The sequence below is a fragment of the Mesorhizobium wenxiniae genome, assembly GCF_002284535.1.
Classification (GTDB): domain Bacteria; phylum Pseudomonadota; class Alphaproteobacteria; order Rhizobiales; family Rhizobiaceae; genus Mesorhizobium; species Mesorhizobium wenxiniae.
Map to the genome: position 1 here is coordinate 429,240 of NZ_NPKH01000039.1, position 22,119 is coordinate 451,358.

20 protein-coding genes and 1 pseudogene are annotated in these 22,119 nt (G+C 63.8%); 8 read left to right on the forward strand and 13 right to left on the reverse strand.

Annotation, left to right across the window (positions count from 1 at the left end; all coding sequences use genetic code 11):
• Positions 1–8: 8 nt before the first annotated feature.
• Complete coding sequence (locus tag CIT31_RS32290; RefSeq protein WP_095521832.1) at positions 9–1,064, reverse strand: LacI family DNA-binding transcriptional regulator; 1,056 nt, start codon at positions 1,062–1,064, stop codon at positions 9–11.
• 439 nt (positions 1,065–1,503) lie between these two features.
• Here CIT31_RS32290 and CIT31_RS32295 point away from each other — a divergent pair, with 439 nt between their 5' ends.
• Positions 1,504–3,234: an adenylate/guanylate cyclase domain-containing protein gene (locus CIT31_RS32295; RefSeq protein ID WP_095521833.1), complete on the forward strand. Its 1,731-nt coding sequence runs from the start codon at positions 1,504–1,506 to the stop codon at positions 3,232–3,234.
• Positions 3,235–3,392: 158 nt separating this feature from the next.
• On the opposite strand, the gene CIT31_RS32300 is transcribed toward CIT31_RS32295, so the two are convergent.
• Complete coding sequence (locus CIT31_RS32300; protein WP_095521834.1) at positions 3,393–4,292, reverse strand: HNH endonuclease; 900 nt, start codon at positions 4,290–4,292, stop codon at positions 3,393–3,395.
• A 205-nt stretch (positions 4,293–4,497) separates the two neighbouring features.
• Between CIT31_RS32300 and CIT31_RS32305 the strand changes: the two genes are divergently transcribed.
• Together CIT31_RS32305 and CIT31_RS32310 are read left to right on the forward strand one after the other, a co-directional pair.
• Positions 4,498–5,040 carry a dihydrofolate reductase family protein gene (locus CIT31_RS32305; RefSeq protein ID WP_095521835.1) on the forward strand — a complete coding sequence of 181 codons (543 nt, stop codon included), beginning with the start codon at positions 4,498–4,500 and terminating at the stop codon, positions 5,038–5,040.
• A 139-nt stretch (positions 5,041–5,179) separates the two neighbouring features.
• Positions 5,180–6,199 carry a PQQ-dependent sugar dehydrogenase gene (locus tag CIT31_RS32310; protein WP_095521836.1) on the forward strand — a complete coding sequence of 340 codons (1,020 nt, stop codon included), beginning with the start codon at positions 5,180–5,182 and terminating at the stop codon, positions 6,197–6,199.
• A gap of 540 nt (positions 6,200–6,739) precedes the next feature.
• Here CIT31_RS32310 and CIT31_RS32315 read toward each other — a convergent pair.
• Positions 6,740–7,660: a LysR family transcriptional regulator gene (locus CIT31_RS32315; protein ID WP_095521837.1), complete on the reverse strand. Its 921-nt coding sequence runs from the start codon at positions 7,658–7,660 to the stop codon at positions 6,740–6,742.
• Positions 7,661–7,827: 167 nt separating this feature from the next.
• Between CIT31_RS32315 and CIT31_RS32320 the strand changes: the two are divergent.
• Positions 7,828–8,723: pseudogene (locus CIT31_RS32320) on the forward strand (MBL fold metallo-hydrolase).
• Here the strand turns inward: CIT31_RS32320 and CIT31_RS32325 are convergent.
• Positions 8,626–9,717, reverse strand: coding sequence for a phosphosulfolactate synthase (locus CIT31_RS32325; protein ID WP_101918722.1), 1,092 nt, complete (start codon positions 9,715–9,717; stop codon positions 8,626–8,628). The pseudogene CIT31_RS32320 and the gene CIT31_RS32325 sit on opposite strands and share 98 nt — an antisense overlap.
• A gap of 134 nt (positions 9,718–9,851) precedes the next feature.
• Here CIT31_RS32325 and CIT31_RS32330 point away from each other — a divergent pair, with 134 nt between their 5' ends.
• Positions 9,852–10,802, forward strand: coding sequence for a CapA family protein (locus CIT31_RS32330; protein ID WP_245316541.1), 951 nt, complete (start codon positions 9,852–9,854; stop codon positions 10,800–10,802).
• Between the two features lie 213 nt (positions 10,803–11,015).
• Here the strand turns inward: CIT31_RS32330 and CIT31_RS32335 are convergent, their stop codons facing one another.
• Both CIT31_RS32335 and CIT31_RS32340 read right to left on the reverse strand, forming a co-directional pair.
• A complete protein-coding gene (locus tag CIT31_RS32335; protein ID WP_101918723.1) occupies positions 11,016–11,423 on the reverse strand; it encodes a c-type cytochrome in 408 nt (135 codons plus the stop codon).
• A 105-nt stretch (positions 11,424–11,528) separates the two neighbouring features.
• Complete coding sequence (locus tag CIT31_RS32340) at positions 11,529–11,888, reverse strand: hypothetical protein (protein ID WP_095521839.1); 360 nt, start codon at positions 11,886–11,888, stop codon at positions 11,529–11,531.
• A 352-nt stretch (positions 11,889–12,240) separates the two neighbouring features.
• Here CIT31_RS32340 and CIT31_RS32345 point away from each other — a divergent pair, with 352 nt between their 5' ends.
• Complete coding sequence (locus CIT31_RS32345) at positions 12,241–13,392, forward strand: helix-turn-helix transcriptional regulator (protein ID WP_095521840.1); 1,152 nt, start codon at positions 12,241–12,243, stop codon at positions 13,390–13,392.
• A 10-nt stretch (positions 13,393–13,402) separates the two neighbouring features.
• On the opposite strand, the gene CIT31_RS35600 is transcribed toward CIT31_RS32345, so the two are convergent.
• The gene (locus CIT31_RS35600) at positions 13,403–13,669 is read right to left on the reverse strand and encodes a winged helix-turn-helix domain-containing protein (RefSeq protein ID WP_245316542.1); all 267 of its coding nucleotides are present in this window, start codon (positions 13,667–13,669) and stop codon (positions 13,403–13,405) included.
• 21 nt (positions 13,670–13,690) lie between these two features.
• Between CIT31_RS35600 and CIT31_RS35605 the strand changes: the two genes are divergently transcribed.
• Positions 13,691–13,942 carry an ADYC domain-containing protein gene (locus CIT31_RS35605; protein ID WP_245316543.1) on the forward strand — a complete coding sequence of 84 codons (252 nt, stop codon included), beginning with the start codon at positions 13,691–13,693 and terminating at the stop codon, positions 13,940–13,942.
• Positions 13,943–14,005: 63 nt separating this feature from the next.
• On the opposite strand, the gene CIT31_RS32355 is transcribed toward CIT31_RS35605, so the two are convergent.
• The 5 genes from CIT31_RS32355 to CIT31_RS32375 all read right to left on the reverse strand — a co-directional run bounded on the left by CIT31_RS32355 (position 14,006) and on the right by CIT31_RS32375 (position 20,675).
• The gene (locus CIT31_RS32355) at positions 14,006–14,890 is read right to left on the reverse strand and encodes a patatin-like phospholipase family protein (RefSeq protein WP_095521842.1); all 885 of its coding nucleotides are present in this window, start codon (positions 14,888–14,890) and stop codon (positions 14,006–14,008) included.
• 20 nt (positions 14,891–14,910) lie between these two features.
• Positions 14,911–16,161 (reverse strand): M16 family metallopeptidase, encoded by a 1,251-nt coding sequence (locus CIT31_RS32360; protein ID WP_425350690.1) that lies wholly within the window; start codon positions 16,159–16,161, stop codon positions 14,911–14,913.
• Positions 16,162–16,423: 262 nt separating this feature from the next.
• Positions 16,424–17,788 carry a M16 family metallopeptidase gene (locus CIT31_RS32365; protein ID WP_095521843.1) on the reverse strand — a complete coding sequence of 455 codons (1,365 nt, stop codon included), beginning with the start codon at positions 17,786–17,788 and terminating at the stop codon, positions 16,424–16,426.
• 96 nt (positions 17,789–17,884) lie between these two features.
• Positions 17,885–18,439, reverse strand: coding sequence for a 16S rRNA (guanine(966)-N(2))-methyltransferase RsmD (gene rsmD, locus CIT31_RS32370; RefSeq protein WP_065009665.1), 555 nt, complete (start codon positions 18,437–18,439; stop codon positions 17,885–17,887).
• The gene (locus CIT31_RS32375; protein ID WP_095521844.1) at positions 18,420–20,675 is read right to left on the reverse strand and encodes a pseudouridine synthase; all 2,256 of its coding nucleotides are present in this window, start codon (positions 20,673–20,675) and stop codon (positions 18,420–18,422) included. Before CIT31_RS32375 ends, rsmD begins: the two co-directional genes overlap by 20 nt.
• Before the next feature lie 176 nt (positions 20,676–20,851).
• On the opposite strand from CIT31_RS32375, the gene CIT31_RS32380 reads away from it, so the two are divergent.
• Entirely contained in the window at positions 20,852–21,304 is a 453-nt protein-coding gene (locus CIT31_RS32380) for a nucleoside deaminase (protein ID WP_095521845.1), read from the forward strand.
• Between the two features lie 29 nt (positions 21,305–21,333).
• Here the strand turns inward: CIT31_RS32380 and CIT31_RS32385 are convergent, their stop codons facing one another.
• Positions 21,334–22,011 carry a hypothetical protein gene (locus tag CIT31_RS32385; RefSeq protein ID WP_095521846.1) on the reverse strand — a complete coding sequence of 226 codons (678 nt, stop codon included), beginning with the start codon at positions 22,009–22,011 and terminating at the stop codon, positions 21,334–21,336.
• Positions 22,012–22,119 lie beyond the last annotated feature (108 nt).

The window sequence follows — 22,119 nt, forward strand, 5'->3', positions numbered from 1 at the left end:
GCATTCGTTCAGCCGTCCGGCAGACGGCCGCATGACTGACGCACCACCAGCCGGCACGGCAGTTTTCGGATACCCGGCTCGGCGGGTTCGCCGCCGACGAGCGAAAGCAAGGTGAGGCCGGCCTCGCGCCCGAGTGCCGCCAGGTTCATGTCGACGGAGGTCAGCGGCGGGCGGGTTGCCTCGGCCACGATCTGCCAGTTGTCGAAACCGATGACGCCGACATCGTCCGGCACGCCAAGGCCGCGCTCGCGCAGCGCGTCGATGACGCCGCGCGCGATCTGGTCGTTGCCGCAAAAGACGGCATCGGGTTTTTCGTCCCCGCTCTTCGACAGCTTACCGTCGAAGAGCTTCTTCACCGCCTCGTGACCCCAGGCCTCCGACCACGATCCGAGCAATGGTTCCATGACCGGCAAGCCTTTTTCGGTCAGCACATCACGATAGGCCTGTGCCCGCGCGTGCACCACCGCAAAACTCGCCGGCCCGGTGACATGGGCGATGCGGCGCCGTCCGAGCCGGCAAAAGTGCTCGACCGCCAGGCGCGCGCCGCCGGCATCATCAGACACGAACGCGATGGCGCCGGGATCGGGCTGGGTGAAAGCATAGATCGTGGGAACGCCGAGATTGGACAGGTCGACCGGCAGATGGCGGTCGATGCGCTTGCCGGTGGCGATGATGCCGTCGACGCGCTTGTCGAGCATGGCATCGACATGGAGCTGGCCGAGGCGCTTGTCGTCCTCCACGTTGCAGAGAAACACCGAGACGCCCTTGTCGACCAGCGCATCCGAAATGCCCGACATGACCGGCAGCGAAAAGCGGCCATAGGTGTCGTTGGTGAGCAGCCCGACGGTGAAGGAGCGCCGCCGCAACAGGCTCTGGGCCAGGCTGTTCGGGCGAAAGCCAAGCCGCTGTGCCGTCTCGCGAATCCGCTCGCGCGTCTCGGCGGTCATCCGCCCCTGCCCGTTCAGCGCCTTTGAGGCCGTGGCGACGCTGACGCCGGCAGAGGCAGCCACCTCGCGCAGGGTGACGGGGGTCTTGGCAGAGACTGGCTGGGCGTTGGAGGCCATGGTGCGTGGCGAATCCCTTGGTTGGGAAAAGGTTTTCTCTTGTTGGCCTGCGAGACGCTGACTGGTGAGGTCAGCGGGTTAGGAGCGCTCTGGGAAAAGGTTTTCTCAGGGGGAGATTAGGGGAAGGTATAGGGGATGGCAAGTGGGATAGATTTGGTTTTGGGCGTGTCAAGATTTCTTGCTAGGGCGCCATTTCAGACGTCAGTGAATGCAGCCACTATGGTCCCGACTCGTGTTTATATCGGACGTTTCCGGTCTGACGCCGCGCGGATCCCTCCCGCCATTGATGCGATCGAGTTCGCAGCCACCTGGCGAAAGAGGAAGGTTCTGATCCGCCCTTTCTTGCTGCTGCGGTAGGAAGACTTCTTGATTCAGCCGCAAGCCCAAATTGCTGGATTTGGCAGCCCAGGAAGGATAGGCTTGGTTTTTGGTTCAAGCGATGGAACAGAGACTAGCCGCAATTCTGGCTGCCGATATGGCGGGCTACAGTCGGCTAATGGAGGCCGACGAATCCGGCACGCTCGCACGCCTTCGGACCCATCGCATAGAACTGGTCGATCCCGCCATCGCGAAGAACAAGGGCCGGATCATCAAGACCACCGGAGACGGCATGCTCGTTGAGTTCCAGAGCGTGACCGATGCCGTGAAATGCGCCGTGGAAATCCAACAGCGCATGAAACGGCGCAATTCGGATGTGCCGCAAGAACGGCGTATCGAATTCAGGATCGGCATAAATCTCGGCGACATCATTTTCGAAGATGAGGACATTTTCGGCGACGGCGTCAATATTGCCTCGCGCATCGAGCAACTCGCCGACGTCGGCGGTATCTGCGTGACCGCAGCGGTGGCGACCCAAATTGCCGACCGTCTCGAAATTGCCATGGAGGACCTGGGCGAGAAGACGTTAAAGAACATCAGCCGCCCGGTTCGCCTCTATCGCATTGGGTTTGACAGTCCTGTCCTGCCGGAAGTCGAGGCAAAGCGATCCATCTCGAAACCTTCGATAGTGGTGCTGCCATTCAACAACATGAGCGGCGACCCCGAGCAAGAATTTTTCGCGGACGGACTGACCGAGGACATCATCACCGAACTGTCCCGCCACCATGAGTTGTTCGTCATTTCGCGCAATTCCAGCTTCGTCTACAAGAACCGCGCCGTGAATGTGCGCGAGGTGGCCGAGAAACTCGACGTCCAATACCTGGTGGAGGGAAGCGTCCGCAAGATCGGCGACAGGGTGCGCGTGACGGTTCAGCTCATCGACACGGCGAATGACGCTCATATTTGGGCAGACAAATATGACCGGAAGCTGGACGACATATTCGCGATTCAGGATGAGGTGACCGCGGCGATCTCAGCCACGCTGCCCGGTCGTGTCGAGGCGGCTCAGCGGGACCAGCTCGCGCGGGCGAAACCTGCAAACATGGCCGCCTATGAATGTGTGCTTGCTGCCAAGGTGCTGCATCACCGAAGCACGATTGCGGATAATGAACGCGCGCAGACCTTGATAGGCAGGGCCGTCGCGCTCGACCCCGATTATGCTCATGCCCATGCCTGGCGGGCCTGCATCCTTGGCCAGGCCTGGGTCCATAACTGGTGTGAAGACAGGAATGGCGTCTGGAACGACATCATGGCAGCGCTGGACAGGGCGCTGGCGCTGGACGACAACGATGCCGATGTCCACCGCATCCTCGCCGCAGTGAACGTGAACAACAATGAGCTGACCACGGCGCGCTACCATCAAGAGCGCGCCCTCGCCCTCAATCCCAATTACGACCTCGTGGTGGTGCAGCAAGGCGAGTTATTGACCTGGCTGGGGAGGCCGGAAGAGGGAATTGAATGGATCCGCAAGGCAATGCAGTTGAACCCGCACCACCCGGAGAGGTTCTGGAGCCATCTGGGAAAGGCGCATTTCGCCGCGCGCCAGTATGGCGAGGCGATCGAAGCTTTCATGCATCTGTCAACCATGGACTCGGTTCAGCACGCTTTCGCCGCTGCCTGCTACGGCTGGCTCGGCGACGAAATCGCGGCCGCGGCGCATCTAAGCAAGATCAGAACGCTCGATCCCCAATTCGACCTCGATTCATTTATCGCCACCCTGCACTTCGCCCAGGAGTCTGATGTGCAGCACGTCCGCGAAGGACTGCTGAAAGCCGGTATTGCCGACCTATAGCCAGCCCGCAACTGCGAACCACATCCAATCGGGGACAGGCGAAAAAGATCGGCCCCGCACCCGATGCGGACCTTGTGGCATGACCGAACGACGGGCGGCTTAGGGTCAGAGGCGGCCGTTCCACTCACCTACCAACACGCTGCCACGCCGGCAGTGCTTCACTGCTTGAAGCAGTGGTCGCGGTGCCATTGCAAGAAACGAGGATGCGGGCGGTCAAACTGTCGGCGAGGCGGAAGCACGCGACGGGTCCTGTTTATGAATGCCTGCACGCTGTCGAGGTCATTGACCTGTCGCGAGATCAGAATTTCCAGATCGTCGGATAGGCTGATCAGCCCGCGATCGAACATCCAATGCGCTGTACCGGATAGTGCGATTCCGTTGTTGATGACATCCGGGCCGTTCGCTTCGACCGGTCGAATATGGGCGGCTGAAACTTCTGCTCGGCCGCCGCCATTTATCAACTTCAGTCCCGTGATCGCGCACCGCTCGTCATAGGCGCGCAAGACGATGCGACGGAAAATGCGGTCCCGTACAATTCGCGATCCGATGTAGTTTACGCGATCACGGCTCTGCTCGAACTCGAACGGCGCCTGCTCATCCTGAAAACCGGTAGATGTGCCGACCTCATCAAGGCGCGGCAGCAACAACTCACTCGTGTCCAGGCCCAAATCGATAATGCGGTTGAAGTCGCCTGGACTGATCTGCCGGACGGCCGATTGGGCGCGACCGGAAATCCGTCCTTGGTCGTTGAGTAGGCCTCGTTCAACGAGACCATCAGGTCCGTTAAATGGAACAGGATTGACGAAATCGAGGTAGGTTCCGGGCTCGATCAGAGCGAGGTACATATCAGGCGTCACAGGATCGGGAATGATCTGTTGGACTTTGGCTACGGCGTAATAGCCGCGGGTATCGTTTACCCTGCTAGGCTCGTAGTAAATGATCCAGTCGCCGACGCATTCTTCGACACGACGTAGATACGGGCGAGGAAACTGGTATTGCTCTGCGGGGCGATCGTTGTATCTCGAATCTGAGCGGTGAATGAAGACCCCGAATCCCATGATCTTCCTGCAATGCGTTCTTTGGGAATACCTGCCTCAGATGTAATACCAATCCGATCTTGGGAACTTAGTCCAGGTCGGAGAAGCTTTTCCCCATGGTATCGGTCCTTTGATAGGGAAAGCCCTCTACAAGCGACCGCACTTTTTTCATGGAACGTGTCGCGAAAGGCCAGTGCGGTCCGTCCTCTGACAAAAGGAGATCGCCATGCGAAAACTTATCGTCACCGAATTCATCAGCGTCGATGGCATTGCCGAGGTCGAGAAGCTGCCCGGCGTGACCTGGAACGATGAAATGCAAAGGTTCAAGGAAGACGAACTTGCCGACAGCGGCGCCATGCTTTTGGGGCGCACGACCTATGAGATTTTCGCCGGCTCATGGCCCAAGGAAACCGGAGACTTCGCGCAGCGGTTCAACGTGCTGCCGAAATATGTCGCGTCGACGAGCCTGAAGGCACTCGACTGGAAACCGGCCGAGCTGCTGAAGGGCGCCTTGCCGGATGCGGTCAGGGAACTGAAGCAAGGCAGCGGCGGCAACATTTATGTCCATGGCAGCCTCAGCGTGGCGCAGGAATTGCTGCGCCACGGGCTGGTCGACCGCGTCAGGCTGCTCAGCTACCCCGGCGCCGTCGGCCAGGGCAAGAAGCTGTTCCCGCCCGCCCAGAAGGTGCCGCTCGAGCTGGTCTCGGCCGCGCCATTCAGCAACGGCGTGGTGGCGCTTGAGTATGCGCCGGTATTAGCGAGGTCGTAATACGCTTTGCCGCTCCTCGCCCCTCCCCGTTTCACCCCATCTGCTGCTCAGCCGCAACGAGGCCTGGGCTCCGGCTTGAAACGAGAACAAGCCGCCCCAATTCCCTCCAGCAAAGTCAGCTTGTATTCGGAGGGTGCCGATGGACGTCTTTTCCCTTAAGGCCGGGTTCCTTTCCGCTAGAATTGGGCTTCTCGCTCTCGTCTCGGTCGCGGCGGCCGCCTCTGGCGTGGCTCTCGCCCTCGGACCCGCGCGGGCTGAGGTTCTCGCCCGCGTTCCCGCGGCGCGCGAAATGGCGGTCTGCGGCGACGTACTGTTCGTCGGAACCAAACGCTCCTCGGTCTACGCGGTGCCGGTGTCCGGCGGCCGCGCCCGGCGGGTCGCCTCCGGATTCTCCGCTCCGAATGGAGTCGCATGCTCACGCGCTCGTTTGTTCGTAGCTTCGAGGGACCGCGTGACCGCGTTCGACATCGGGCCGGGGGGCGCTCTGAGCGGCAGGCGCGACATTCGCCGAGGGCTGCCGAATTCGGGAGCCCACAGTCTTCGCTATATTGCCGTCGGTCCCGATTCCCGGCTCTACGTCTCGTTCGGATCGCCTTGCAACATTTGCTTGCCGCGTGGGCTGCAAAGCACGATCGTCAGCATGAACCAGGACGGGTCCGATCTTCGGCGCGTCGCTTGGGGCGTTCGCAATTCGGTCGGCTTCGACTGGCGCGGCGGCACCATGTTCTTCACTGACAACGGCGCCGACCGAATGGGCGACGATATCCCGCCGGACGAGCTGAACGCGCTTCGGCCGGGCGGCTTTTATGGCTTTCCTTACTTTGGAGGCCGAATTCCGCTTAAAGGGTTCCGGGGCGCACGGCCGCCCGCGCAGCAGATTCCGCCCGTCTTCGAATTTCAAGCGCATGTCGCAACCCTCGGAATCCATTTCTTCCGCAGCCTAGGCGGCGACGCTCTGGTCGCCGAGCACGGCAGTTGGAACAGGTCAGTTCCAGTCGGGCGTCAGGTCGTGCGCGTGCGTTTCAAGGGCGGCCGGCCCGTCTCGGCGACGACTTTCCTCAGAGGCGTCGGTCGGCCCGTGGATGTCAAGGAAGCGCCGGACGGTTCCGTGCTCGTATCCGACGACGCCGGAGGCGCGATTCACGTCTTCAGGCGATGACGCCCGACGGTTTCCTTTCAGGCGAAGCGCTTCAGGCTGGCGGATTGGTTTGGCGGTTGAGCGCTTCGAAGTGGTCGGATTGAAGTTGCCGAGCCTGCGGCGGACTTTAATGAGGCTGCGTAGGGCCCAGCACCGGTCCCGCATCGCGCTTCATGCGACTTTGACAATGGTCCTTCTGACGAACGGTCTTCCGCTTTGCGTTTCGAAAGGCGCAGTTCCGCCCCTTCCAGACCCATCTACAGCCATGAAGTAACGGCCGCATTGGGTCAGGAGCATTGGTCGCTGTAAACGTAGGTCTTCGGGCAAGCGATTGAGAGTCGGTAGGTCCTGAATAGGATCAGTACCGGCGCGGGGAACACCAGGGCGGCGCAGACGGCATCTCAAATCAGCAGTAGCTGGAGCTTCAGCAATAAGCGGTTAGCCCGACCAATCGAAACTTTGGGCAGCTCGGACCATTGCCGCCGTCGAGGCGCGTCCCTATCGCCCCTCCGACTTGGTCTTGAGCGAAGAACATCCCGCTAACGACGCGCGCGACCTGTTCTACCGCGCGCCTTCTCGCCCCTCCCCGACCGGCCCCGTTTTCTGCTCAGCCGCAACAAGCATCTCGACAAACCTGGTCACCTTGGGCGGGCGGAAGCGCGCGGCGGGGTAGACCGTGTAGATGCCTCCGGAGGGCAGCTGCCATTCGGGCAGGATCTGGACGAGCCGCCCTGCGGCCAGCTCGTCCCGCACCAAAAAGTCCGGCAGGACCGACAGGCCGGCGCCGGCGCGGACGGCGGCCAGCACTGCCGGCGTCGCGTCGATGGCGATCGTGGCCTGCATGCGCACGGCCGCCCCGTGCTCGTCGTCGCCGCGCGAAAATTGCCATAGCAGCGGTTCGCGCAGCGCCAAGTTGGCGACGAAGGGCAACTCGGCGAGGTCTTGCGGTTCGCCAGCCGTGAACCGCCCGGCAAACTCAGCGCCGCACACCATGAATTGCCGAAAGGTGCCGATCCGCCGCGCCTGCAGGCTGGAATCGGCCAACCAGCCGACGCGGATCGCCACGTCCATTCCCCCGGAAGCCAGGTCGATCGTCTCGTCGCCCAGCGTCAGCTCCACCCGGCAGGCCGGATAGCGTGCGCTGAAGGCGGCGACCACCGGCACCACCGCCGACGTGCCGTAGTCGTTGGGCGCCGCGATGCGCAGCGTGCCGGTCGGCTCGGCGGCCGCCTGCGCGAGCTCGTCGAAGGCATCCTCGGCCTGCTGCAGGACGTTTAGGCAGCGGGCATGGAATGTCCGGCCGGCCTCGGTCGGATGGACGCGCCGCGTCGTGCGGATCAGCAGCGTCGTTCCGAGATCGCGCTCCAGCCGCGCCACCTGCTGGCTGACGACCGCCTTGGTGATGCCCAGCCGCTCGGCAGCTCGGGTGAACGAGCCGGCGTCGACCACCGCGGCGAAATAGGCCAGCCGGTTCAGGTTCATGCGTGGTTCATGGCAGGGGCGATCCTATTGTCAGGCAATGGCATACATTACGTCTATTTTGTTGGCCTTCAATACGCATTCCGGCTTTGCCATCTTCCGGACATCGAGGCTGCGTGGGGGAGATGCGACCCGCCTCGCCCGAATTCCGCATCTCCCAGGAGACATCCATGTTCACACGGAGAGCCATCATGAAACCACCCTCGCCGCCGGCGCCGCCGCCGTCTTCGCTCCCGCCGGGCTTGGCCATGCCGCCGCAGGGCTTTCCTGGAAGCATTTTCCGGCCGGCGAAAACGGCTTCTTTCGCGCCCCCGTGCTGATCACCGGCGCCTCCGAGGCGCTGCTGATCGACGGCGGTTTCACCTATTCCGACGGCCGCGCCGTGGCCGAGGCGATCAAGGCGACCGGCAAGACGCTCACCGCCATCTATGTCAGCCAGTCCGACCCGGACTATTATTTCGGCCTCAAGGCCATCAAGGAGGTTTTTCCGCAGGCACGGGTGATAGCCGCTGCCGAGACGGTGGCCGCCATCAATGGCAGCGTCGACAAGAAAATCGCCGTCTGGGGGCCGCAGCTCAAGGAGAACGGCCCGCAGGCGCTCGCCGATGTCGTCATCCCCGAAGTCTTCGACGGCAAGGCGCTCACCGTCGATAGCGAGACCATCGAGATCGTCGACGCGGAAGGCCTTGCCAACCGGCGCTATCTCTCGGTGCCGTCGCTGAATGCGGTGTTCGGCGGGGTGATGATTTTTGCGGGCGTGCATGTCTGGACCGCCGACACGTCGAGCAAGGAACAGCGCGCCGCCTGGCTCGCCAATCTCGAAAAGATTGTTGCCGCCAAGCCTGAAATCGTCGTGCCTGGCCACATGACGCCGCAGGCCGCCACCGACCTTTCGGGCGTCGAGCACACCAAATCCTATCTCATCGCGTTCGAGGAAGAGCTGGCCAAGGCCAAGGACGCGGCCGCGCTCAAGGGCGCCATGGAGGCCCGCTTCCCCGGCCTCGGCATGGGCGTTGCGCTCGACATCGGCTCCAAGGTCGCCACCGGCGAGATGAAGTGGGGCTGAGGGCAAGATCTGGGTTCCCCGCCCCCACCGAAAGGTGGGGGAGAGGTGGCCGCGAAGCGGCCGGAGAGAGGGCTTTCGTAAGGCGCAGTCCCCTCTCCGTCTCGGCTTCGCCGAGCCACCTCTCCCCACTTTCGTGGGGCGAGGAACCCAAGCTGGAACGAGGCCGCTCAGCCCTCTCACCCAATATTCTGAATCCGCCCCCAGGTGCTCTTGTTCCCCAGATGCCGGAGCGTAGCGCTTCGAGCTGCACGATCTGGCTGTGGTCGACGAACAGATTGATCTCGTTGCCGTAATTTTTGATGTACCATTCGAAGACCGCCGGATCAGCGGCCTCGAACATCACCTTCTCCAGGCCGACCTCGTTGATTATGCGGGCCACCATTTCGGTGCGCCAGGACGTCACGTTTTCGGTGATCCCTTCACTCTCGATCATGATGATATCGGCGCCGGCATCGAGGGCACGCCGGGCCTGTGCGACCAGCCAGCCGACATCCCTGGTGCCTTCGGCTTCGAGCTCCTTGGCCGACGTGTCACCACCGGCCCCGAACTGGATTCCGAGCTCCGGCTTGGCCTTGAGCCCGGCCTTTTTCACGGTTTCGACCAGGCGCAGCAGCGCTTCCGTGGGCAGACTGATGAAGCCGGTGGAGATCTCGATCACGTCGAACCCCAGCGCCTTGGCTTCCTCGACGTAGCGGTCCACGGCGTCCGGGCCGAAACGGAGGACATTCTCGATCCAGCCGCCCGTCGAAACATAGGCGTCGTGATCATGCGCCAGCTTGTTGATCGATTTCACCGCTTCCGGCGGCATCAGGGCGAATGATCCGCCGGCAAACTTGATGCCGTCGATCCAGTTGCCCATGGTTTCCAGGAGGTCGGCCAAATGGCGCGGCCCATAGGCGCTGTAATAGGGTCCGCGAATCTCGGTCAGGCCGGTTTTGCGCGGCTTGGGAGAGCGTGCGGCGCGCGGGATGAAGGAGAAGGCTGTCTCGGTCATTTCTGGCCTCGCCTGTCGGTTCTCCTTGGTTAACTCGGTTCTCCTGCCTTAACGACTGGGCGCGGGATCCGATCCGCGCAAATTGGGCTGGAACCCTTGGCGTCACGGGGTGTTGGCGGGAAAGGAGGTCTGGGATGCCGCAGATCGCGAACAATGCCGCCGCAGGACCTGAACGGCCTGTCCGAAGCAGCGCAAAGCTGTTCCTGTGCGGCGACGTCATGCTCGGCCGCGGGATCGACCAGATCCTCGCCAATCCGGGTGATCCGCACCTGTACGAGCGCCACGTCAGATCCGCGACGACCTATGTCGAGCTTGCCGAACGCATCAATGGCCCGATCCCGAGAAAGGTCGACGATGCGTATGTCTGGGGCGATGCACTCGCCGAACTGGACCGTGAAGCTCCCGACGCGCGGATCATCAACCTCGAGACCAGCATTACCACCAGCCTGTCTTTGGCGCCCAAGGGCATCAATTACAAAATGAACCCCGCAAACATCGGCTGCCTGGCGGCGGCGCGGGTAAGCTGCTGCGTGCTCGCCAACAACCATGTGCTCGACTGGGATGAGCCCGGCCTCGTCGAAACCCTCGATACGCTCCGGCATGCCGGCCTCGCCTATGCCGGGGCCGGGCTTGACGCGGATGAGGCGGCGGCGCCTGCCGTAATCGAACTGGCCGGCGGAGGCCGCGTGCTGGTCATCGGCTTCGCGCTCGAGACGAGCGGCGTTCCAGCTTCATGGGCAGCCGGAGCCTACAAGCCCGGGGTCAACCTGCTGGCGGATGTCTCGGCCCGCTCGCTCGCGCAGATCGCCCGATCCGTGGAGGCCATGAAGCAGCCTGGCGACCTCGCAGTGGCCTCGATCCACTGGGGCGGCAACTGGGGCTACGAAGTCCCCACGGAAGAGCGAGCGCTTGCCCATGCTCTCATCGATGTTGCAGGTTTCGACGTCGTGCATGGGCACTCCTCCCACCATCCCAAGCCGATCGAAATCCATGACGGCCGGCTGATCCTTATGGATGCGGCGACTTCCTCACCGACTATGAGGGAATCACAGGCTACAAGATCTTTCGCGGTGGGCTTGCGCTGATGTACCTGCCGCGGCTCGCGATGCCTGAGGGCAGGCTTCTTTCGCTCGAGTTGGTGCCGTTCGAGCTCCGCAAATTCCGGCTAAACCGCGCCTCGCCCGAAGATGTCGCCTGGCTCGCGGCCGTGCTTGAGCGAGAGAGTTCGCCCTTCGGCACTCATGTGGCGCTCGATAGCCGTCTCACTGTCCTTTGGTGAAGCTGGCAGCCTGCGATATCTAGCGTTCAAGCCGCTCAGGCCGTCCTCGGCCAAGCGCACCGTCGGCGCGGGCCTGCAGATAGGCGTAGATGTCGTCGATGTAAGGAGCGACGTTGGGGTCGTCGGCGAAGCCCTTCATCACGGAAGGGCCGCTTCGCACGCCGTCGCGAACGCTGCGCCGGAAGACCTCGATGCCGGGCAGCCGGTCGACAAGGGCCGAGGCGAACGTCGAGCCCATGCCGTCGGGACCATGGCAGTGATTGCAGCTGCCATGGTAGCGACGGAAGCCGTTATAAGTCCGCGCATCGACCTTGCCGCCGACAATTTCGTAGAACTTGCCCGAGGCCAGCTCGGCTTGCGAAGACGCGGCGAAGCCGGCGGCGACGGTAAAGACGGCGACAGACGGGAGGACGAGCCACAGGGGCATCGTCTGTCGCCCACGTTGCAGGCTCATCCAGCGCCGTCGCAACGCGCATGCCCCCGGATCACTCGACCTTGGATCACTCGACCTTGGATCACTCGACGGCGGTCATCAGTCGACGGCGGGCTTCGGAGAAGAAACCACGATGCCGTCTATCGGTTGTGGGCTGACGACAAGCTTGCCGCCGACACGGGATATCTTGATGATCTGGTCCGACTCTCCCAGCTTGCCCGGCACGGAGACCGCGACTATCTGGTTCTCGGTCAATGTCGCCACGAAACGCACTGGCAAGCCAGCCTCGCCCTGCGCGATTGTGGTGACCACCCGATAGCCGTCCTCCTGAGGCGTATAATAGACGACACCAAGGAAGCCGGCGAGATCGATGCTTTCAGCTTTCATGGCTCCAAGCTCGTCGGCATGCGCGGGCATCGCCGCCATGCAAAGTGCTGCAAAAGCAATGTATCTGTACATAATGCTGCTCCATCCCGAATTGTCCGGGTCGAGCCCGGCTTAAATTTCAGCAATAGGCGGTCGCGCGCCGTGATAGTCGGCGCACGCAGGCAGAATTCTTGATTAATCCCCCCGGCTGCACCGCAGTGGCGAGGGCCCGCGAGCCAGGAACGCGCTGAACCCCACTGGTGTCACAGCTAAGTGTGACCTTGTCTTCTGGGCGAGTATTTCACCGCCCGGCTGCTTGCGCATCCCCTGTTTGGGGGAGATAATCGGAATTTAAGCGATCGCTAAAATTTGGAGAGGCGAGAGCACCTGTGAGAGCGCGCTGCTTTCCGCGTCGGACGCGCTGTCGACATGCGGGGGGCCGTCGATGGCTAAGGCATTGTCGCATCATGATCTGTCGAAGCTGATCGGCTCAATCTACGATTGCGCACTCGACCCGGGGCGATGGGAGCACGCGCTGGCTGGGATCAGGGATGCGCTCGATGCCCAGACTGCGGTCCTGCACCTTGACGACCTCGCCAACGACCGGCTGCTGATCTACAGGACCGTGGGAATAGAGCCATACTGGCTGGAGCAACAGGCGAAATATATCCCCGAAATCCACGCCCGGCTGCTCGAGGATCTCTCGACATGGCCTTCGCTCGATGTGCCGCATGTGGTCTCGCGTCATATCCCTCAGACCTACCTGGAGACCTCCCGATATTTTCAGGAGTGGCTGAAGCCGCAAGGCCTGGTCGACGTCATGTCGTTCTTCCTGATCCACAGCCCTGCCCGTCTTGCCGGCTTCGCCGTTGCCCGACACAAGCGGCAAGGCATTATCACCGAGCGCGAAATCAAGCTTGGCAGACTGTTGCTGCCGCATGTGCGCCGTTCGGTGATAATCAGCAACATGCTGGACATCGGCACTGTCGAGCGCGCAGGAATGGCCGAGGCGCTCGATGCGCTCACATGCGCCGTGGTCCTCACCAATGAACGTGGCGCCGTCCTGCACGCCAACCGCTCGGCCAAGCACATGCTGCAGAGCGGCGGCCCGATCCAGGATGTCCGGGGCATTCTGCAAGCGAAGATCCCGTCGGCTTCCAGGGAACTTCACAGCGCCATCATGCTTGCGGCTCATGATGAGGTCAGCATCGGCAAGACGGGGCTTGCCGTCCTCCTCACCGAATCCGGCCTGCCGCCCGTCTTCGCCCGCGTGCTGCCGATGGCCGGCGGCGACCTGCGCGCCGGCATGGAACCCGCGGCGGTAGCCGCGGTGTTCATCGGCAATGCACCGGACGAGCATGACGCCGCCGGAATGCTGGCGAGAGCCTTTGGGCTTACGCTGGCCGAAACCCGTGTGCTCGCCAGCCTTGTGGCCGGGCACACCCTGGCCGAGACCGCCGCCAGCCTTCATATTGCCAATGCGACCGCCAAGACGCATCTCGACAATATCTTCCAGAAGACCGGCGCCTCCCGGCAGGCCGACCTGATGCGCCTTGTCATGCAGATCGTTCCGCCCGCGGGGCAGCCTGGTTCCTGATCACACTCATTCACCGTCTTGGATACAGGTATCCCACACCCCGGATCGTCTTGATCAGTTCCGGCTTGGCCGCGTCCTTTTCGAGCCGGCGGCGCAGCCGGGTGATGCGGCTGTCGATGCTGCGGTCGAACGGCTCGTCGCCCCTGGGCGGCGCCAGATCGAGCAATTCGTCGCGACCAATGACCTGGCCGGCCCGGGTGGCGAAGGCCGCCACCAGATCGAGCTCCATCGGCGTCAGCGGCATGGCCACGCCGTCGGCGTCGATGGCGTCGGCCATACCCGCAACGGAACGCCGATCGTGATCTACGACCGCAAGGGCATCCAACAGGACGAGGCCGCGCGTGATATGTCGTTCGAGGCGGCGTGGGGTGCCGACGGTGCGCTTTGCGTCAGCCACACCAGAATACCCGACGTGCTCTCGATGGAGGGGCTGGCTGCGATCTGCCCGGATGTGCGGCAACAGCCGCGAACAGCGTGCGAAAGCCATGCCGGGCCGCTGATCCTCAACCGTTCAATCGACCTGCGAACGGTTCAGGCGGCAGCGGAATAGTCATATCGCGAAAGGGTCTGCTGGGCTTCTCGCGGTGCGCCGTTCGATTGAGGCCACCAAACGTCAGACTTTCCGCGCCACGCCCCCCACCTGCTTGGTGCGCTTGCCCGTGTCGACCTTGGCCCGCACCTCCACCGCCTTCTCGATCTCCCGCTTCAGCTCATCTTTGATATCAGCCGTTTCGGCCATTAAGGCGTCGATCTTCATGAAATCGAGCACGCGGTATTTCGACACCGCCGGCCTGACCAGTATGTCCGGCTGGCATTGCCTCAGCTTGGCGGCGATGATCGACTGCATCATCAATTGCGTGGCGCCGAACATCAGATCGACGGAGGTCGGGTATTTGCGCCCGCTTTTGGTCGGCGCGCCAACGACGTCGACGGCGATGATGATATCGGCGTCGTGCTCGATCAGATCGAACGGCACCGGATTGTAGATGCCGCCGTCGATCAGCAGCCTGCCGTCGCGCATCACCGGGCGGAATACCGCGGGAATAGCCGCCGAGGCGGCAAGCGCCGAATGCAGGTCGCCGCCGCTAAGCACGGCGAGCTTATGGCCGAAGAAATCCGTGGCCGTCACCTTTAGCGGTATTTTCAGCTCGGCGAAGCTTTCGGGTATGGCGTCGGGCATGAATGCCTTGAGGATGCGCTCGACATTGAACTGGGTGACACGCAGCCCGCCCTGCAGCGCCTCGGCAAAGGTGCCTGGCCGCGCCCGCCACATGCGCGCCGCCACCTCGGCGCGGCGGCCGAGGATCGAGCGCATATAGTCGTGAATGTCGCTGCCGGCCATGCCCGAAGCCATACCGGCGCCCATGATGGCGCCGATCGATGAGCCTGATATCGCGACCGGCCTGATACCCAGCTCGTCCAGCGCCTCGATGACATGGATGTGCGCCAGCCCGCGCGCGCCGCCGCCGCCGAAGGCGATGCCGAAGCTCGGGCTCATTACTTGCCCCCCATTTGGGCTCATTCCTCCTTGGCCTCGCCGTGCTTCGGCCCGACGATCATGATGGCCGGCTCGGCGGAGAGCAGTTTTTTCGCCGCCGCCTTGACCTGATCCAGCGTCACCGCGTTGATGAGGGCGGCGCGGCGCTGCATGTAGTCGATGCCGAGCTTGTCGAGCTGCAGTTCGAGCAGCGTCGCGGCGATGGCGCCGGAGGAGTTCAGATTGTTGATGGCATAGGCGCCGATCAAGTATTTCTTGGTCGCCGCCAGTTCCGCTTCGGTCGGCCCCTCCTCGGCCATGCGCTTCACCACGTCGCGCACGACGGCCAAGGTCTCCGCCGCCCGGTCCGCGCGGGTCGCCGTGGTGATGGCCAGGGCGTTGGCGTGCTGGTGGTCGACCAGGTCGGAGCTGGCGCTGTAGGCCAGGCCGCGTTTTTCGCGCACCTCTTCAAACAGCCGCGAGGTGAAGGCGCTGCCGCCGAGGATCTCGTTCATCAGAACCGCGGCGAAGAAATCCGGCGCACTCCGCTTGACGCCGGGATAGGCGAGTTGCAGCGACGTCTGGGGCTGGTCGTAATTGACCTCGAGCTGCTGGTTGAGTTTCGGATCGACATCGGCGACGGGCGCGAGCGCCTGGTGTTGCGGCAGGCCGCCGAAGACCATATCGAGCTTTTTCTTCAACGTCTCGGCATCGATGGCACCGACCACCGCCACATGCAGACCATCGCGAGCGAAGTTCGCCTTGTGAAAGGCGATGAGATCGTCCGGCGTGATCGTGGCGATGCTTTGCCTGGTGCCCTGGTCGGGCCGCGCATAGGGATGGGTGCCGTATAGTGCCTCCAGCCATTTGCGCTGGGCGAGCGTGTCGGGGTCAAGCTCGTTGGCGATGATGCCGGACAGCACTTGCGCGCGGATGCGGTCGATTGGCGCCTGGTCGAAACGCGGCTCTGTGACCGCCAGCCGCAACAGGTCGAACGCCGCGTCGCGCTGCTCGGCCAGCATGCGCATCGAGCCGTAGGTGCCGTCGCGCGCCGCCTCGAAGCTCATCTCGGCACCGACGTCGTCCAGTTTTATCTGGAAGGCCTCGCTGTCAAGATCGCCGGCGCCCTCGTCGAACAGGCCGCTCATCAGATTGGCAAGCCCTTCCTTCCCAGCGGGATCCTGCGTCGTGCCGCCGTCGAAGACGAAGCGGATGGCGACCAACGGCACGGAATAGTCCTCAACCAGCCAGGCGGTGATGCCCTTTGGCGACGTCACCTCCTGGATGCTCATGGCCGCGCGAGCGGTGAGTGACGGCAGGATGAGGAAGAATAGGGAAAGGAGCAGGGTGGCCAAAGGGGCTATGCGCGACCTTCCCTTCTCCCCCTGTGGGAGAAGGTGGCCGAGCGAAGCTCGGTCGGATGAGGGGTGTTCCAGCTTGGCACCGATGGCGCTCCGGCCAACACCCCTCATCCGTCTTGGCGCTTCGCGCCAATCCACCTTTTCCCACAAGGGGAGAAGGCAAAACGCGCCGCTATGCTGATTCCTCATCAAATCAATTCCCCGCCTGTGTCTGCGGCAAGAGATAGCCTGATGTCGAATGGTTGAGATTGAGATAGCGCGCTGCAACGTCCCTGACTTCGTCGGCGGTGACCCTGCGGATGCGGCCCGGCCATTCCTCGACATCCCTGACGCTGCCGCCGGTGGCGAGCGTCGCGCCGTAGATGTTGGCCATCGAATCCTGCTTGTCGCGGGCGAAGATCATCGAGCGGACGAAACGATCCTTGGCCTTCTCCAGCTCGCCTGACGTGACGCCGTCCTTAGCGATGCGGGCGACCTCGGCCTCGACCGCCGCCTGGACATCGGCCAGCCTGGCGTCGCCGCGCGGCGCGCCATAGACGGTGAAGTTGGTGGCATCGAGCATGGTGCCCTGGAAGAAGGCGCCGGCCTCGGCGGCGATGCCCTGCTTGACGACAAGCTGCTGGTGGAGCCGGCTGCGGCTACCGCCGCCGAGGATCTCCGCCAGCAAGTCCAGCGCTTCCGCTTCGCCCGGCTTTGCAGTGTGATAGGAGGGAACCACCCATTGCGTCGAAAAGTTCGGCACACTGACACGCGCATCAGTGAGCGTCACCGTGCGCCTGGTGTTCTGCTCGGGTTCGACCGGACGGATGCGCGGCGGCAGGTCTGGACCACGCGCAATCTTGCCATACGTCTTTTCGGCCAGCGCCTTGACCACCTCCGGGTCGACATCGCCGGCCACCACCAGCACGGCGTTGTTGGGCGTGTAATATTTGTCGTAGAAAGCCTTGGCATCGGCGCGGTTCAGCTTCTCCATCTCCTGCATCCAGCCGATCACCGGAATGCGATAGGGCTGGTTCTGCCACAGCGTGGCGTCGACCTCCTCGCCGAGCACCGCCTGCGGATTGCTGTCGATGCGCGAGCGGCGTTCCTCCAGGATCACGTCGCGCTCGGTGGCGATGACATTGTCGTTGAGGATGAGGTTGCGCATGCGATCAGCCTCGAAATCCATCATCTGCTCGAGCGCCTGCGGCACCACCGTCTCGTAAAACGCGGTGTAGTCATAGGAGGTGAAAGCGTTGTTCGAACCGCCGATCGCGGAGACGGCGCGGTCGAACGCGCCGGCCGCGTGATTGGTCGTCGCCTTGAACATCAGATGCTCGAAGAAATGGGCGATGCCGGACTTGCCGGGCGGCTCATCCGCGCTGCCGATCTTGTACCACACCATATGGGTGACGATCGGCGCCCGGTGATCGGGAATGACGACAACCTCCATGCCGTTGTCGAGCAGGAAATTCGTCACCTTGCCGTCGTCCGGCTTGTTGTCGGCCAGCACCGGGCCGGTCATCACGAGAGCCAGCGCCAAGAGCGTTCCGCGCAGCCATTCAGCCTGAGGTGTCATCAATGGCTCCGGTTGTCATGGGCGGGACGATAGGCGGGGATGGCGATACAGGCAAAGTGATTTGTTCGTCATTTTCGCGCGCAAAGGAGGCCGAACTCAGGCGGCTTCGATGAAGCGGATAACCGTCTCGCCATAGCTGCGCTCGTCGACAACCGAAAAGCCCGGCCCTGCCTCGAACGGCGCCGCTGCCGCCTCCTCGACGACGCAGAGCGCGCCGGGGGCGAGCCAGCCGCCGGCCTTGGCCGAGCGCAAGGCACGCTCACCCAGTCCCTTGCCATAGGGCGGGTCGGCGAACACCAGGCCGAACGCGGCGATCGTGCCCGCGTCGCCCAGGGCCGTAGCGTCGCGACGAAATATCTTGGTACGCCCGGTGAGGCCGAAGGCCTCGACATTGGTGCGGATCAGGCCGCGCCCTTCCGCCGATTCTTCGATGAAGACGCCATAAGATGCGCCGCGTGACAGCGCCTCGAGTCCGAGCGCGCCGGTGCCGGCGAACAGGTCGAGCACGCGCGCGCCGATCAGCCTGTCGGGGAAGCGATGCGCCAGCACGTTGAAGACAGCCTCGCGGGTGCGGTCGGTGGTCGGACGGATGGCGCTTGAGCGGGGCGTCGCCAGCGGACGCCCGCGAAACTCACCGCCGACGATCCGCATTGCCTCCCCTTGATCCCTTGGGGCCCCTGCGCGGCCGGTCGCCGCCTTTGCCGCTATCACTGCTGCCGGAATTGGGGCGTTCGCCACGCGGCTTGCCGAACGGCTTTGCGCCTCCGGGTTTGGCCGGCTTGCCGGAAGACGGCTTGAACGAGGCCTTGCGTTCCTTGGCTTCGGCCGCCTTGGCGGCGTCGGCGTCCGCCCTGCCCTTGCCGATCGGCCGCGCGCCCGGCGCCATCCAGACATTGGCCTTGCGCTGGCCCGGCGGCTCGATCGGACGCTGCTCGCGTTCGGACTTTTTCCTGCCGCCCGGTTTTCCGCCAAAGCCGCCCGGCCTCGGGCCGCGATCGCCAAAGCCGCCGCGTTCAGGCCCGCTGCGTTCAGATTTTGGGCCACGCTCACCAAAGCTCTTTTCCGGCGCAAAGCTTCTACCGGGACTTGTCGACAGCTTGCCCAGCGCCGCGTCGCGGCCGCCTTCGCGGCGTTTGCGGTTCTTGATCAATCCGCCTTCGCCGATCGGACGGCGTTCGCCGTCGCGGGTGAATTTCGGCCGCTCCGGTTCCTCTTCCCGCACCGCTTCGCGCCGCACCGGCCTGTTGGAAAACGGCTTGGTGATGTCAGCGTCGAAATTGGCGCCGGACTCCTCGACCAGGCGTTCGCCAAGCTGGTCGCGCAGCACCCGGCCCTTGATCTCCAGCACATGACCCTCCGGCAGGTCGTCGAGCTGGAACGGTCCGTAGGAAATGCGGATCAGTCGCGTCACGTCGAGGCCAAGCGAGCCCAGTATGTTCCTGACTTCGCGGTTCTTGCCTTCGCGCAGGCCGAGCGTCAGCCAGGCGTTGGTGCCTTGCTCGCGGTCGAGCGTCGCCTCGATGGCGCCATAAAAGACGCCGTCAACGGCAATGCCTTCGCGCAAGCCGGCGAGCGCACTTTCCTCGACCTTGCCGTGGACGCGCACGCGGTAGCGCCTGAGCCAGCCAGTCGCCGGCAGTTCGAGCACGCGCGCCAGTCCGCCATCATTGGTGAGCAGCAGCAGGCCTTCGGTGTTGATGTCGAGCCGGCCGATAGTCATCAGCCGCGGCAGCTCGGCCGGCAGCACGTCGAAGACGGTCTTGCGGCCCTCGGGATCACGGTTGGTGGTGACGACGCCGGCCGGCTTGTGGAACAGGAACAGCCGGGTGCGCTCGATCGGCGGGATCTCCATGCCGTCGAGATGGACGATGTCGCCAGGCATAACATTGAAGGCGGGCGAGGACAGCACCCTTCCATTTACCTTGACGCGGCCGGCCGCGATCAGCTCCTCGGCATCGCGGCGCGAGGCAAGGCCGGCGCGGGCCAGCCGCTTGGCAATGCGCTCACCAGCCTCTTCCGTCGCTTCGGCGGGACGCGGGCGAGGCTTGAAGCCGCCGGCCGATGCCCCTTGGTGCCGATCACCGGCAAAATCGCGCTTGGGGCGATCACTGAAGTCTCCCTTGGGACGGTCGAAGCGCCTTTCGCTGCGCTCGCCTTCGGCAGCCGCCGGCCGGTCACCGCGTGGCGCATAGGGTTTTCGAGGCCCCTCGCGCTTTTCATAAGGTTTGCCTTCAGGGCGCGGCCCCTTGCCGAACGGCCGGTCGCCACTTTTGAAGTCGCGCTTCGGCCGCTCGCCGTCAGCCGCGATCGGGCGGTCGCCGCGCGGGGCGTATGGCTTGCGCGGCCCCTCACGCTTTTCATAGGGCTTGCCTTCAGGGCGCGGCCCCTTGCCGAACGGCCGGTCGCCACTTTTGAAGTCGCGCTTCGGCCGCTCGCCGTCAGCCGCGATCGGGCGGTCGCCGCGCGGGGCGTATGGCTTGCGCGGCCCCTCACCCTTTTCATAGGGCTTGCCTTCAGGGCGCGGCCCCTTGCCGAACGGCCGGTCGCCACTTTTGAAGTCGCGCTTCGGCCGCTCGCCGTCAGCCGCGATCGGGCGGTCGCCGCGCGGGGCGTATGGCTTGCGCGGCCCCTCACGCTTTTCATAGGGCTTGCCTTCAGGGCGCGGCCCCTTGCCGAACGGCCGGTCGCCACTTTTGAAGTCGCGCTTCGGCCGCTCGCCGTCAGCCGCCATCGGTCGATCGCCGCGCGGCGCGTACGGCTTTTTCGCGCCGAAGGACGGCTTACCGCCCTTGCCGGCAGCGGTATCACGACCACGCGGGCCCGACGGTTTCGGGCCGTTCTTGCGGGGACCCTTTTGGCGCGGGAATTTCTTGTCTTTGTCGTCCATGTGGCTTTTGCTCGTTTGCACTACAGCTTTGCGCGTCCGTACGGACGCGCAAAGGACGCTGTAGGACTTTGATTTGGCGCATGATCCCTTCCGAAACCGATTCCGGTTTTCGGGGTCATGCGCTAGATAACAGGATCACGCCGGAGTAGCGAGGAGATAATAGGAATGGAAACCGCTTGAAGCGGCCGGATTTCATGGCGCTGGCGCTGAAGGAGGCCGAAGCCGCCGCCTTGCGCGGCGAAGTGCCGGTCGGCGCGGTCATCGCCAGCGGCGATATGGTCGTTGCCAGTGCCAGCAACCGCACCCGCGAGCTTTCCGACCCCACCGCCCATGCCGAGATGCTGGCGATCCGCGAGGCCTGCCGCAAGCTATCGAGCGAGCGGCTCACCGGCCACGATCTCTATGTGACGCTGGAGCCCTGCGCCATGTGCGCCGGCGCCATTTCCTTCGCCAGGTTGCGCCGGCTCTATTTCGGCGCCGCCGACGAGAAGGGCGGCGCCGTGGTCAACGGCGTGCGCTTCTTCGCCTCACCGACGTGCCACCATGTGCCAGACATCTATCCAGGCATGGCTGAAAGCGACGCGGCGCTGCTCCTGAAGGATTTTTTCAGAGAGCGACGCGAACCGTAGCGTCGCCGGATTTCCCTGGCGCCGGCAGCTTACCACGGCAGCCAGTCGAACATGCCGCCGCTCTTGTTCTTGGCGGCCGCTTCCTTCTTGAGGCGGCGTGCTTTCTTGTATTCGTCCTCGCCGAGGTCGTCCACCGGCGCGGTGGCGGCAGCGGCGCGGTATTGCACCGGCGGCTCGCTCAGATATCTGCGGGTGTTCGGATCACCCTGCTTGGCTTCGGCGAGGCGGCGCTTGACCTCGGCGGCGCGCCCCTTGTCCGAATCCGCGGGCGTCCAGGCCGGCGGATGACTGGAAGCCGACTGCGCCATCGCAGTCTTGACCGCCGACGGATCCGTCTGGACGTCATCGACGATCTGCGCCTGATAGTCCGGATCGTCCTGATGGAGCGTCGCCTCGGCGCGCAGGCGAGCGCGGCGTTGCTCGGGCGATTCCGGCCAATCGGCGCTTGCCGTCGCGATGCTTTCCTGCGGCGGCGGCAGTTCCTTCTGACCCGGCGCCGGCTTCACCAGTTCGGGGCGCGGCTTGTAGTCGATCTTTTCCTTGTTCTTCGGCATGACTGTAAAAGCGCTGGTGAGATCGCCGGCAAGCTGGGCGGAGGCGGTCTTGTCGGTCCCGTAGGTCGGCGAGCCCATGCAGCCGGACAGGGCCAGGCCGGATACGACAAGCGGCGCCAGCAGCGCAACGCGCGCGCAAGTTCTTTCGGTCATGGCAAAAAGTCCCACTCTAGCAGCCTCTCGATCACCACCGGCCAAAGGCCCGGTCCCCCATCGCTTATGCTTCCGACGGAAATCCGGCGACAATTTGTCGGCCGGAGT